Raw genomic sequence first — 12,506 nt, 5'->3', positions numbered from 1 at the left:
TCTGAGATGAGGATTAAACCTAAAAGTGTTAAATTTCCCGCGCGTCATAAATGTATTGTATAAGCTGTTGAATAACAAATTCATGTTGTGAGATGATATCTTTTACCAAGTCACCTATCGAAAGAATTCCGACAATATTTCCATCATCCAAGACGGGAAGATGGCGAACGCATATTTCAGTCATCAGTGCCATACAATCTTCATTCGTGTAATCCAGTCCAACATAAGCCACCTGACGGGTCATAATTTCCTCTACTCGCATATCTTTTACCGATCTATTCAGTAAGCAGTATTTTCTGGAAAAATCCCGCTCAGTTAGAATACCGATTAGTTTTTTGTCTTTAACAACCAGCAGCGCACCGATGTTGTTGGTTGTCATCTTTTGCATTGCGTCGGATACGGAATCACTCGGTCCAATAACGACAACATCGTGTCCTTTTTCCTGTAACAAAGATCTGACAGTTTTCATAATAACCCTCCCGTTGATAAAATAACCGTATTTGATAATAAACAGGCCCATTTTACAGGATTCTTGCATGGTTAAATTTATTGCGCTGATTACAGCTGCCGGTTCCGGTTCGCGTATGGGAGAAGACATCCCCAAACAGTACCGGCCACTAGCAGGTAAACCTATGATTTACCACGCACTGCGTACCTTGTGTAGCATTGCCCGTATTTCCACAGTCTGCATTGTGCTGGCACCTGAAGATACTGAATGGATTCGGCATAACTGGCGTGAATTTGCCGGCAAGATCCAGATATTTAACTGCGGTGGGGCAACTCGTGCGGAAAGCGTTACCAATGGACTAAAGGCATTGCGTGCTGCAAATCATGTACAGGATCAGGACTGGATACTAGTACACGATGCAGCGCGCCCGGGATTAAGTACAACCCTGGTTGAGCGGTTGCTTGACCAGCTTGCGGATGACGAAGTCGGTGGTTTGCTGGCGGTGCCACTGGCGGATACTTTAAAACGTGCGGATGATGCTGGTCGGGTAATTCGTACGGAACCGAGAGAGCGGCTGTGGCAGGCGCAGACTCCACAAATGTTTCGCATGAAGCTGCTGCTTGAAGCGCTGGAAAAGGCCCCAGCGGGTATCACGGATGATGCCAGTGCAGTAGAGGCATTGGGACTCTCTCCTAAGCTAGTAGTAGGAAATGCCTATAACTTCAAAGTGACTTACCCGCGGGATTTGAAGCTGGCTGAGCTGATCCTGCGAGAACGTGCCATAACCTAAAACCGATTCTGATCTGCGTTTGACATACTGGTAAAACGGTGTGTCAACAGGTCTGATTACCCCTCTTCTTAGAACCTGTTTATGCTCTTCTGGGTATGCTCTTCTGGGTAATAGTATTAAAAGTGCCAGGTGGACAAATTGCAGGCTGGTATTGAGTTTTCGCTCGCCATTCTTTCATAATCGCCGGTATTTTTCCAGCCATGAAAAAGTTTATTCCACAATCCAGCGCCTGGAAATGACCACAAAAGTGTGCATTTCACTTTTCCTTGTGATCTGCACCGTGATCACCTCACCCAAACATAACCTGACTGCTTCGGTAAATGGTTGAGCTGTGTAGCCAGAATCCGTAAGCATGCTCAATACGTAGAACAGTCGGAATGCTTGGCGTTAATGCAGCAATAGTTCCCTTGCAGCCGGTAACCTCTGCGGTTGTCGCAGCAATGGCGTGAGGCAATCCCAAGGTGTCAACAACAATATGTCGTTTGATTTCGGACATTTTCTTGTCTGCATCGTAGCCCTTTTCCTCGGTAGTATCCGTATTTTTTACATTTTTTACACTCTGAGCATCAACAATCACCCGCTTGGGTATGCGTTTGCAGCCAGCCTGAATACGAGCCTCCGATATCTGATTTTTTAATGCGCACCCCATCATGCCATCGACGGCAGGTTTTTTTCATTTGGAGAAATACGTGTAAATTGTCTCCCATTTCGGGTGGTCACCGGGAAGCGCCCGCCATTGACAGTCCGTTTTAAGTATGTACACCACTGTGCAAAATACGGCGAATAGGTCAATAATGCGTGGCTTGGTGACTTTGCGAACTCTTTCCAGAATCAGTTGAATAACAGCAAGTTGTTTTCGCGATAGAGCGCTCAGATAACTTGCCCTCATGTCCCAACATGAACATCAGCTTTACGAGATCATAAACAGATTCTTATAAAATATTGACTTCCTGTTTTAGTCAACTACTCTGTAAACAACCCTTGGAATTTCTTGCGATCAGTCTCATGAGAAAAGTTATTGCGCGAAGTTGGTCAAGGTGTTTATGTGAATTTCCGGAGGTCTTATGCAAATAATATTTTTATTGCTGTTATTAATGGCAAGTTCTTATGGCTACGCGCAAAACTATACACAGAGTTTTGAGCCGTTACCCGTTTCGATTATTGATGAAACAAAAAATGTTGCTTTGATTGCGTTGGGCAAGAAGCTGTATCTTGACCCGCGACTTTCAATTGATGACACTATTTCCTGCAACTCCTGCCACCAACTGGATAATTTTGGTGTTGATAACCAGCCAACCTCACCGGGGCATGATGGTAGACGTGGTGGTAGAAATGCTCCGACCACGTTCAATGCTGCGTTGCAAATTGCTCAGTTCTGGGATGGACGTGCCAGGAATGTTGAAGAGCAAGCTCTTAGCCAGATTTTGAATCCAATTGAAATGGGGATGGCTAATGAGGAAGCTGTAATCAGCAAACTAAAAAAAATCGATGAATATCAAACCATGTTTGCCGAGGCTTTCAAGGATGAAAAAGATCCGATTCAGTATAAAAATATCGGCAAGGCAATTGGCGCTTTTGAACGCACGCTTATCACGCCTTCGCGTTTTGACGATTTTCTCAGGGGTGACGAGAATGCTTTAAATGCTGCCGAGAAACGAGGGTTGAAAAAATTTGTTTATATGAGGTGTTCCAATTGTCATCACGGTATTGCCATAGGTGGCAACTCGTATAAAAAAATTGGCTTGTTTGAACCATATGAAACCAGTGATCTTGGCAGGTACGAAGTTACTGGTCTGGAAGCGGACAAAGGAGTATTCAAGGTACCTGGCCTGAGAAATGTTGCTAAAACCGCTCCTTATTTCCATGATGGTTCTGTTGCCACACTGGATGAAGCTATTAAAAAAATGGCCAGATATCAGCTGGGTCGTGATGTTGACCCAAGTTTTATCAAAGATGTAAAAGCTTTTCTGGGTTCACTTACCAGCAAACAATAATATGGTCTGTACCTGACGGATATTGGGTGTGAATGAGTCAGACTTTGCAGAAAAAAGTTGTCTGTCTTGTAACAGCGGCGGCAGACAACGATTATTACAATGCTGTCTGCCGCCAGTTCTGTAGAAATTTCTGATTACCAGGCGTGTGCCGTGCGGAGATTAATGCCAGTTGTTATTTCCAGATTTTTCCGACTTTGGCGTGATAAAGCCTTCTTTCAACCTGAATCAAGAAATTGAAGGCGGCATCATGTTTTCAGTAATCAGGGAAGGATAGTACATTCAAACCTGACCCCCCGATAAGTCCAGGGGGCTTGAGTTTACCTGATTAAGGAGCAGTTATGACATCGTCCAATATGGCTCTGTCTTGCTTATTCCACTCCACGTCAAGCAAGTTGGAAAAGCGAGCTATGATCTGTACTGCAAGCCCACCCTGGAACAGGGCAGCCCAAGCCAGAATCACGAAGCCCCAGTGCAGCGGTGCGCTGAAAAGTTCTTCCATGAACCAGAAGGCGTGTCCCCACTCGTTCAGGCCAACGTTAGGCAGACTCATCAACGGTCCTGCTACGGTCATGATCAGAGGGAATGACCACCCTTTGTTGTACAGCGGCAACCGGGTGTTGGCGTAAATAATCATTGATACTCCCATGATGATGTATACCGGGAATGAACCATAAAACAGAGGAATATGGCTAGGAGTAAAACTTGTATCCCTGATAATCACCTGGTGCCATGAAGCGTCCTGCTCGGTAAAGAAGCTTGATCCCCAGTAAACTGCAAATATATAGACCCCAAGCCACATGAGGAAATAGAAATACCGCTTTATTTCCTGCTTTGGAGTCAGATTGGCGAGCTGTTCCGCAGTATTGCGGGTTTTATATAACCATCCCCAAGTAAAAAGTGCTATGAGAGGCAGAACAGCCATTTGAACACGCCACAAGCCCATCCAGATCCGGTCAAATTCCGGTTCCATTGAATCCATGCCGTGAGAATAGGCGTATGTGCGCTGGAAATAAACCCACATCACAGCTACAGCTAAGATAGGTAGCAGCCCGAATTTATAGTATTTAGCATCAAACCACTCGGATTTATCATAAGTTGGTTTATCAGCAACCTGCTGTGTAGCTTTGTCTTTTAATATATTTGTAGCCATAATTACTACTCCTTTTCGCGAAAATTGGAGTTTCCGTGGAAGCTCCTGATAAAAGTCAGTTACCAGTCTGGTTTCAGAATGAAATCTGATTTAGGACAATTCCGGGTTGTCAAAAAAACTTCGGTCAATTTAATCAACCTCATACAACACCCGGATTTCAAAGCTTTCATGGCAAGCACCTCCTCTGTTTTAGTATAAAAACTACCTGTTTTCAGGTACTTATAAGAGCATATTTATAGGATAAAGTTCAATAACAAAACGCATGACATAGATCATATAAATTTTTTGTTTATTTTCAATATGTTTACATACGTCACTGTAAGTATAGCCGGTTACGGGAAGAGAGGGAAGGGAGGAGAAATTGAAGCCTTGCCTTGCTTTGCTTGGCCGCAGTAGCAGTATCGCGGCTCTAAAGTTTTTTGTGGCGGATGGAGCAGGCAGGCATGATAGAGGTTGTTACTCTGAGCGAATATATATGCTGGTTTTCAATGCTATCTTTTTTTCAGGTAGAACAGATATTCACCAGTAATTTCGGATGAAGACAGTAATTCGTTTCCTGTCTGATCGGCAAACACCTGAAAATCAATCATTGCGCCCGGGTCGGTGGCCATGATTTTGAGCACTTGCCCATGTGCCATTTCAGACAGAAATTTTTTTGTGCGGAGAATGGGTAGTGGACAAACGAGCCCACGCACATCCAACTCCTTGTCAAAGGATTCATTATCCAGATTCATATTGTTAATTATCTTGATCGGTAAATAAGTCAATTTTACCGGTTTGTAATGCTTGAGAATACCCAATCATGTGTTGTTGTTACATCGTTAATGGCTGTACATAACCAGTCAGCTCCATGTAACCTCGCCCGGCCGATTTGCCATCACGTGTAAGCGTGATAGCACCTTCCCAGTAGACAGCGCGTGTAGAATCGCGCGAATCCAATTCCTGATCATCCATTAAAGGGGTAATCTGCCATTCGATCTTGCCTGTTCTGATACGGGTAGCAACCGGGTAGACAGCCTGCGTACGGGCAGAGCGCCAGGTGCGAACCGGGTGAAAACTGACTTGCTCAGGCGTGAAAGATTGCACGCGACCAGAGGCATCACGCAATACAGCATGTGCCCAGATTTTACTACCATCTTTCCCGCGTATCTGAAAAGCCATCAATGCAGAACCATTATCGAGGTTCGTGCTGACCCAATCCCAGCCTGCTGCATCCGGATCGAGATACTCACTCGACCATTCGCGATCAAGCCAGGCTGTTCCGGTGACAGACATATCCTTTCCCTGGCGATTGATTGTTCCGGTTGCCTGTAAATGCGGCTCGCTGTAGTAATAGCTGGCTTGTGCTGCTTTCGGCCCTTTGCGCGAGAAACCGTTTTCACCCTGCAACATTAAGGGTTGTGAAGGTGTAAATGATAATTTCATGGTGAAATCATCTGCCCTGATATCGGCTTGGTAGTGGCCATCCATTGTGCGCAGAAAGGTCCAGTCATCTAGCTTTACATCGGTATTGCCGGTTCGAGCGTATGCCAGATCGAATCCTGAACGGGCAATTTTTTGGTCGTGCTGTAGTTTGCCGATTGCAGGATCGGATAGCGCTGCATGCGCGATGATCAGTTGGTGGGGAGCAAAATGGCTGGGGTTATCTTTGTCAGTTTGGGTCGTTAAACGGAAGAACGTGATCTGGAAGCCTAATGGATCACCTGTCGATGTTTCCAGCCAGCCGGTCACATACCACCATTCAATCCGAAAATTGGGGTGAGCGCCATGATCATCCGGGAACTTAAATATTTTACCGGGCACGACGGGAGCCAATACAGGTGGAGCCGAAAGCAGAGAGCTCTGAAAAATCAGCCCGCCTAATAATATCCATAAGTAACGCATTACCAATCCTCCCTAACTGCCCGGATGACATTGCCAGACGCTGCACGGCGGCTAGCCACCAGCGCTGTCAACGTGGCAGCCACCAGTACTGCCAATGCCATCAGTACCAGCCATGCCCAAGGCACGTACAGTTGCATGGTCCAGTGAAAAGATTGCGGGTTGACAATAAAGATAAGAATCAGGCTGATACCTGTGCCTAGCAAAAATCCGGTGATAATACCAAATCCAGCCAATAATCCGCCTTCCAGCGTCAACATGCGCTGAATCTGTCGTCTGCTGAGCCCGATATGGCGCAACATGCCAAATTCTCTGATCCGGGTCAGTGTTTGTGCTGAGAAACTGGCTGCTACGCCCATTAACCCTACACCAATTGCAACCAGCTCCAGCAGGTAGGTTACTGCAAAACTGCGGTCAAACTGCTTCAAGGCAACTGCACGCACCCGGCCGGTTTCCATGATTTCCAGCGTATCTCCAAACGGCAGCGCCTTTAGTGCTGACACCGCTGCGTGAATAGTTGCTCCAGGTTTTATCCATAGCGCTGCATCGCTGACATGATCATCTCCGGTCAGCTTGCGGTAATCGGATAATTCCATCTGGATCGCGCCGAAAATACGTCCGTAATCCCGCCACACCCCGGCAACGATGAATAATTGCGAAGGGTCGGCAAAAGGCAGTGTGACCTGCTTGCCGGTTTTAAATCCATACAGATCAACCATTGCTTCCGATACCCAGATCGGTACCGTATCAGGGGGAATCTCCCCGGGTGATAGCGCGTTTTCTGTCAATGGGACTATCAATCCGGGGTCGTTGCGATCAATCGGGCGTGCCAGCAGCGTGATGTTAGGCCTGGTCGGATCCAGAGTAACCGGTATCGAACGGATAAAATCAATGCGTGCAATATCTGGCAGAGAAGTAATAGTCTGCTGTTCATCAGTTGTCAGGCCGCGCATATCCTGGTGAATGATGGGGTGCAGATAAAGATCAGCGGGCAATACTTGTGCAAGCCAGTTATCTACCGATACGCGGAAACTGGTTACCATAATTGCCATAGCCACCATTAAACTGAAGCTGACCAGTACACCACCCAGTGCAATGGCTGCTAGACCGGAAGCATTTGAAAGCCGGGTGACTGCCAGCATATACAAAATGTTTGATTTACTCGGATGGAGTGCGCGTAACAGGGTGGAGAAAAGTAATCCGCATAAATATGGCAATGCAGCCATACTGCCAATCAGCAACAGGACGATGGCCAGGTAGCCAAATACAGGCAGATCATACACTGGTGGCAATCCGGCAAAAATAATACCCGTCAGCAGGCAGACAGCAGCCAGCCGGGGTGCACGTAGTGCTGCCAGTACAGTGTATTCACTGCCAGACTTGAGTGCGGGCGCCGGATGTGTGTGAGCTGCTTCCCATGCAGGCAACAGGCTGCCCAGTACAGTAACGCCGGTTCCCAGTAAAAAATAGAGTAATGCCGCTAGGGGATCGGAATGCAACTGTGGTTCCAGTCCTGGAAAGAAACCGGCACCCAGATCTGCATCAAGATGATGGAGCGCCATCGCCGCCAGCAAATATCCCAGTGCCAGTCCCAGCAGCGATCCCATTACACCAAGTAATCCGCTCTCCAGCAGAAGCTGGCGCAAAAGTTGACGACGGGTCATGCCCAGCACACGCAATAGAGCAAGCTGTGATCGCCGCCGGATAGTGGAGAGAGCCTGGCCGGAGAAAATTAGAAACGCACCAGTAAACAGGGCCACCAGCGCCAGAATGTCCAGGTTGACGCGGTAAGCGCGTGACATATTGTGCGCGCGTGCATCGTCGTCCTGACTTTCAGTCAATAAATAGGAAGCTCCCAGCTCCTTACCCAGCGTTTCCCGAAATGCAGTGTGATTAACACCCTGCTGCAGTTTCAGCTCAATACGTGAAAGCTGGCCGATTTGGTCAAAGCGCCACTGTGCTGCACCGATATCCATGACGGCAATGCGCTGCCCAGCATGTGCTCGTGCCAGTCCACCGGCCACGCGCAACGTAATCTGCCTTGTTCCCATGCTTACTGTGATCGAATCTCCCTGTGTGACTGCAAGCCATTCCATTGCTGCGGGGGACAGAAAAACAGCATCATCGGCCAACATATCCATAGGTTTATCCTCTGCTGGTACGCCCAGCAGATCAGGTGTGATACCGATCGCACGAAACATATCCAGCCCCAGAATCTTGAGAGCCGGGTTATGCACAGTTTTTGCCTTGGCAGGGATGCCGACAGCGATCTCCAGCACCGGGCTGGCCCGCGCTACGCCCTCATGCTGACTGAGCATGGGATAAAGTGTTTCATCGAACGTGGATCGGAGGGCGCGCACCGTCAGATCGGAGGTTCCGGAAAGATTGCGGGTGGCGGCGGAGAATTCACTGACAGCCGCTGTATTGATCAGATGAATGGTGAATCCCAGCGCCACCCCGAACATAATCGCCAGCACAGCCACGATGGATTGCAGACGGTGTGAGCGCCATTCACCCTGTAACAGCCAGCGAGTGAGTAGTGGCTGGCTCATTCTCGGTTTTCCAGAGAAATCGGAGCCAGGCCATGCCTGTCCAGTATCAGGATTCTGTCTGCTGTTTCAGCCGCCAGGCGCGAATGCGTAACAATAATGGCAGAAGCCTGGTTCGCCTTGATCTCGGAACGAATCAATTGCAGGATTTCCCGGGAAGTATCCTGATCGAGATTACCGGTGGGTTCATCCGCCAGAATCAGGCGCGGGCGGTGTACCAGTGCGCGGGCAATTGCTACCCGTTGCAGTTCCCCTCCCGATAGCTGATGAGGAAAATCCTGCTCCCTTCCCTGCAAGCCTACTGCTGCCAGCATAGTCAGTGCATGATCAAGCGGCAGATGATTGAGTAGCAGCGGCAGCGAGACATTTTGCTGCAGTGTCAGATGAGGCAACACATGAAATGCCTGGAAGATGAATCCCAGATACTTACGCCGCAGGATTGTTGCCGCTTCATCATCCACCGGCAAGTTCTTGCCATCAATTTTGATTTCACCGCCATCGGGGCTATCCAGTCCGGCAATCAGGTTCAATAAAGTCGATTTTCCCACCCCAGAGTCACCCATGATGGCGACATATTCTCCAGCGGCAAGGCTGTAGGATAAACCGGACAATACCTGCCGATCCAAGTAGGATTTACTGATATCACTTAATTCCAGAACGGGTGTATGGCTCATAGTGGATATTGTATAGTTAATAGCATGATTAAAGCATACGGGGATTTTACCGAGATGGACATCCAAATTAAAAGAGCTTATGAATCGGCTGACCCTGCGGATGGTTACCGTATTCTGGTGGATCGACTCTGGCCGCGCGGACTAACCAAAGAGCAGGTGGCGTGTGACTTGTGGTTGAAAGAGATTGCACCTACCACAAATTTACGCAAGTGGTTCAATCATGACCACGCAAAATGGGCAGAATTTGAGCAGCGCTATCGTGACGAATTGTCTGTTAATCCCGGCGTAAAAACGTTGCTGGATAAAGCTGTTGAAGGAAAATTGACACTACTTTACGGGGCACACGACACAGAGTGTAACCAGGCAGTGGTATTAAGGAATTATCTGCTGACACAACAGTGACAATTGCTTATTTAGTGTTCAGTCCCAGATAATTATATAGATAAAATTCGTTATCCGCTGTTCATGGCTGGCTTGCTGTATAAGCAACTTGCCGGAATGTTGAGTCACTTTTTAGTAACACTCTTCATCCTGAATGCCTGAATGCCTGAATGGAAAGGTTAAGTTTCAGTACTTGTCTTTGGCGCGGAATATGGCGGTGGCTTTTCCCTGAATGCCTGAATGGAAAGGTTAAGTTTCAGTACTGCGATAAGCTGTCACCTGAATCTCTATTTTCATGCGTGGATCTGATAAAGCTGCGGTTAGCATCATGGCGGATGGCCTGACATCTCCCAAATATTTACGCATCACTGGCCAGCATTTCTCAAAATCTTCTGTATTAGGAAATACATAAGTAACCCGTACCACGTCTTTCATGCTCGATTCTGCTTGATTGAGTGCGCTTTCAATATTTTTGAAACACTGCTCTGCCTGTTCCAGTAAATCATCGGAAATAATCATTTTGCTGTAATCGAAACCTGTTGTACCGGATACCAGTACCCAATTATCTACGACAACCGCACGCGAATAACCAATTTCCTTTTCAAATGTCGAACCTGAGCTAATAAGTTTACGTATCATGACCATGCTATCCTTTTATTAGTTGAAGAGCTTATACACAGTACTATACTGTTATTACTGATTATTAATCGCAGCAGATGTTATTCCTGGTTGGAAAAAGTTGACTGAGAGAGTTGGCGTTTACTCGGCCCGCATAAACCGGATGTATTACCCGATTTTTAACGCGTCACCAATTATTTGTAAGTGATGGTTCAAGTACGTAATTTGCTCCATATATTTTTCTGCCAATCTTGAGGCTGTTAGCCTTCTGGATTCCGGATTGATATGAATTAGGTGACCGTATTATTGATTAATGGAATTATATTTCTTGTGCCAGAGTAACCCTGCAATAATCCCGAATGCCGCAAATATAAGTAATGACCAATCCGGCAGCGTCAATGATAGAAACTGCCAGGTACCATCATTGCAGTCACCATTGGCTTCAAACATATTCGGCCACCATTGTGCGAGAGGCAATCCATTCAAAAAAGCTTCTTCTGGGCTGATACCGCATTCGAATGCTTCAGGAAAACGTATTAACCAGGCTTGTCGGCCGGCAACAATAGCACCTGCCAGTGAAAATAAAATGATTAATCCATAGTAGATATGTTGTCCCAGTGATTGTGGATTATGTATGAATGTAAATAAAGCAGTGATCCCGATCAGCCAGTAAGCAATGCGCTGGAAGATGCATAATGGGCAGGGTAGCAATCCATCCATCAGTTGCAGATAAAGCGCATAACCAATTAATCCGGCACAGGCCAAGAAAATCAGTAGAAAGATTATTCTCATAACTTTATCTTAAAGTTTATGACTGTTTTTGCTTGATTCATTTGGTGGTTTCTCTCTGCGCATGCTGCCGGCAACCAGTCTGTATTCGAGCAAACGACATTCCAGTGCGCCATTAAAAAGTGGAGTTCGGCGTGAGGGTGTAAGTCGAATAGATTTTGCCAGCAGGGGATCAGCAGTTAGCAGAAAAGCCTGCCAGCCGCTGAATCGTTGTTTCAGTACATTTCCCAATTGGGGATAAAATTCGGCCAATGTCTGGTGATCTCCAACGCGTACGCCGTACGGTGGATTACTGATCAACATGCCGGTTTCAGCTGGAGGAGAAATTTCCAAAACGTTCGCCTGCTTCAGCGCGACGCACTCGGCTAATCCTGCTGTTGCCAGATTGTTACGTGCATTAACCAGCGCATTGCCGTACAGATCACTGCCATAAATGGATTGGAATATACGTTTACGTTGGCGGTTTGCAGCCGTTTGTTTAAGTTTTTTCCAGGAGTTGGCATCAAACAGTTTGAGATTCTCGAATGCAAATTGTCGCCTGGCGCCGGGTGCAATCTGGCAGGCAATTTGTGCTGCTTCCAGTAACAGAGTCCCGCTACCACACATTGGGTCAAGCAGTGGAATGCCAGGATGCCAGCCAGCCAATGCCAGGATGCCGGCAGCCAGGTTTTCACGCAAAGGAGCATCCCCCTGGGTTTGGCGCAGACCGCGTTTGAATAGTGCTTCGCCTGAAGTATCCAGGTAAAGGGTAAATTGCCGTGCATCAAGGAATCCATGAATACGTATATCGGGTGTGGTGGTGTCGATGTCTGGACGCTTGCCACGGATAGTGCGGAATTTGTCGCAGATTGCATCCTTGATTCGGAGTGTAAGGAAATCAAGACTGCGCAGCGGGCATTTAATTGCGGCCAGATTGACCTTTATTGTCAATCGCGGCTCAAACCAGTCGGGCCAGGACAAGCGATGTGTGATGTCGTAAATGTCGGCTTCACTGCGATACTGATTTCTGGCCACTTGCCACAAAATGCGGCTGGCGATGCGACTTTCAAGATTGGCACGGTAACAGGTTAGCCAACTTCCACGAAAAGCTACTCCTCCGGGTAAAATCTCAATAGAGGTCGCTTCAAGACATTCAAGTTCTACCGCTAGAACCGCTTCCAGCCCGCGTGGACAGGGCGCGAAGAAATGTTCTGTCATTTTATTTTCTGCTATTTTGCAATCTTGTAGTGGTT

At 47.2% G+C, this 12,506-nt stretch carries 12 protein-coding genes and 1 pseudogene; 3 read left to right on the top strand and 10 right to left on the bottom strand.

Annotated elements, in window-relative coordinates; genetic code table 11:
* Positions 1-28 precede the first annotated feature (28 nt).
* Positions 29-469, bottom strand: coding sequence for a CBS domain-containing protein (locus ABF86_RS05760; RefSeq protein WP_011634576.1), 441 nt, complete (start codon positions 467-469; stop codon positions 29-31).
* Positions 470-536: 67 nt separating this feature from the next.
* On the opposite strand from ABF86_RS05760, the gene ispD reads away from it, so the two are divergent.
* On the top strand, positions 537-1,238 hold the full coding sequence (gene ispD / locus ABF86_RS05755) for a 2-C-methyl-D-erythritol 4-phosphate cytidylyltransferase (protein ID WP_074684785.1): 702 nt from the start codon (positions 537-539) through the stop codon (positions 1,236-1,238).
* Between the two features lie 99 nt (positions 1,239-1,337).
* Here the strand turns inward: ispD and ABF86_RS05750 are convergent.
* Positions 1,338-2,127, bottom strand: a pseudogene (locus tag ABF86_RS05750) (IS5 family transposase); the annotation flags it as partial.
* A gap of 175 nt (positions 2,128-2,302) precedes the next feature.
* Here ABF86_RS05750 and ABF86_RS05745 point away from each other — a divergent pair.
* The gene (locus ABF86_RS05745) at positions 2,303-3,232 is read left to right on the top strand and encodes a cytochrome-c peroxidase (RefSeq protein WP_011634572.1); all 930 of its coding nucleotides are present in this window, start codon (positions 2,303-2,305) and stop codon (positions 3,230-3,232) included.
* A 325-nt stretch (positions 3,233-3,557) separates the two neighbouring features.
* On the opposite strand, the gene ABF86_RS05740 is transcribed toward ABF86_RS05745, so the two are convergent.
* The 5 genes from ABF86_RS05740 to ABF86_RS05720 form a co-directional block, all read right to left on the bottom strand.
* The gene (locus ABF86_RS05740; RefSeq protein WP_074684788.1) at positions 3,558-4,382 is read right to left on the bottom strand and encodes a methane monooxygenase/ammonia monooxygenase subunit C; all 825 of its coding nucleotides are present in this window, start codon (positions 4,380-4,382) and stop codon (positions 3,558-3,560) included.
* 491 nt (positions 4,383-4,873) lie between these two features.
* Positions 4,874-5,116: a sulfurtransferase TusA family protein gene (locus ABF86_RS05735; RefSeq protein WP_011634570.1), complete on the bottom strand. Its 243-nt coding sequence runs from the start codon at positions 5,114-5,116 to the stop codon at positions 4,874-4,876.
* Positions 5,117-5,195: 79 nt separating this feature from the next.
* A complete protein-coding gene (locus ABF86_RS05730; protein WP_074684789.1) occupies positions 5,196-6,266 on the bottom strand; it encodes a lipocalin-like domain-containing protein in 1,071 nt (356 codons plus the stop codon).
* Positions 6,266-8,815, bottom strand: a complete 2,550-nt coding sequence (locus tag ABF86_RS05725) for an ABC transporter permease (protein ID WP_074684790.1) — start codon at positions 8,813-8,815, stop codon at positions 6,266-6,268. Before ABF86_RS05725 ends, ABF86_RS05730 begins: the two co-directional genes overlap by 1 nt.
* Positions 8,812-9,486 carry an ABC transporter ATP-binding protein gene (locus ABF86_RS05720; protein WP_011634567.1) on the bottom strand — a complete coding sequence of 225 codons (675 nt, stop codon included), beginning with the start codon at positions 9,484-9,486 and terminating at the stop codon, positions 8,812-8,814. The genes ABF86_RS05725 and ABF86_RS05720 overlap by 4 nt, the downstream gene beginning before the upstream one ends.
* Positions 9,487-9,540: 54 nt before the next feature.
* On the opposite strand from ABF86_RS05720, the gene ABF86_RS05715 reads away from it, so the two are divergent.
* The gene (locus ABF86_RS05715) at positions 9,541-9,888 is read left to right on the top strand and encodes a DUF488 domain-containing protein (protein ID WP_011634566.1); all 348 of its coding nucleotides are present in this window, start codon (positions 9,541-9,543) and stop codon (positions 9,886-9,888) included.
* A gap of 228 nt (positions 9,889-10,116) precedes the next feature.
* Here ABF86_RS05715 and ABF86_RS05710 read toward each other — a convergent pair whose 3' ends face one another.
* From ABF86_RS05710 to ABF86_RS05700, 3 genes are all read right to left on the bottom strand, one after another.
* A complete protein-coding gene (locus ABF86_RS05710; protein WP_041353513.1) occupies positions 10,117-10,506 on the bottom strand; it encodes a RidA family protein in 390 nt (129 codons plus the stop codon).
* A gap of 282 nt (positions 10,507-10,788) precedes the next feature.
* Complete coding sequence (locus ABF86_RS05705; protein ID WP_011634564.1) at positions 10,789-11,277, bottom strand: disulfide bond formation protein B; 489 nt, start codon at positions 11,275-11,277, stop codon at positions 10,789-10,791.
* Positions 11,278-11,286: 9 nt separating this feature from the next.
* Complete coding sequence (locus ABF86_RS05700; protein WP_074684791.1) at positions 11,287-12,471, bottom strand: THUMP domain-containing protein; 1,185 nt, start codon at positions 12,469-12,471, stop codon at positions 11,287-11,289.
* Positions 12,472-12,506: the final 35 nt, after the last annotated feature.

It is taken from the genome of Nitrosomonas sp. GH22 (assembly GCF_009833115.1).
Classification (GTDB): domain Bacteria; phylum Pseudomonadota; class Gammaproteobacteria; order Burkholderiales; family Nitrosomonadaceae; genus Nitrosomonas; species Nitrosomonas eutropha.
This window is presented reverse-complemented; position numbering and strand designations above follow the sequence as displayed.

Bases quoted from the DNA above. Each gene is read 5' to 3' on its own strand.
- ABF86_RS05760 (WP_011634576.1), bottom strand. From the start codon at position 469: ATGAAAACTGTCAGATCTTTGTTACAGGAAAAAGGACACGATGTTGTC.
- ispD (WP_074684785.1), top strand. From the start codon at position 537: ATGGTTAAATTTATTGCGCTGATTACAGCTGCCGGTTCCGGTTCGCGT.
- ABF86_RS05745 (WP_011634572.1), top strand. From the start codon at position 2,303: ATGCAAATAATATTTTTATTGCTGTTATTAATGGCAAGTTCTTATGGC.
- ABF86_RS05740 (WP_074684788.1), bottom strand. From the start codon at position 4,382: ATGGCTACAAATATATTAAAAGACAAAGCTACACAGCAGGTTGCTGAT.
- ABF86_RS05735 (WP_011634570.1), bottom strand. From the start codon at position 5,116: ATGAATCTGGATAATGAATCCTTTGACAAGGAGTTGGATGTGCGTGGG.
- ABF86_RS05730 (WP_074684789.1), bottom strand. From the start codon at position 6,266: ATGCGTTACTTATGGATATTATTAGGCGGGCTGATTTTTCAGAGCTCT.
- ABF86_RS05725 (WP_074684790.1), bottom strand. From the start codon at position 8,815: ATGAGCCAGCCACTACTCACTCGCTGGCTGTTACAGGGTGAATGGCGC.
- ABF86_RS05720 (WP_011634567.1), bottom strand. From the start codon at position 9,486: ATGAGCCATACACCCGTTCTGGAATTAAGTGATATCAGTAAATCCTAC.
- ABF86_RS05715 (WP_011634566.1), top strand. From the start codon at position 9,541: ATGGACATCCAAATTAAAAGAGCTTATGAATCGGCTGACCCTGCGGAT.
- ABF86_RS05710 (WP_041353513.1), bottom strand. From the start codon at position 10,506: ATGATACGTAAACTTATTAGCTCAGGTTCGACATTTGAAAAGGAAATT.
- ABF86_RS05705 (WP_011634564.1), bottom strand. From the start codon at position 11,277: ATGAGAATAATCTTTCTACTGATTTTCTTGGCCTGTGCCGGATTAATT.
- ABF86_RS05700 (WP_074684791.1), bottom strand. From the start codon at position 12,471: ATGACAGAACATTTCTTCGCGCCCTGTCCACGCGGGCTGGAAGCGGTT.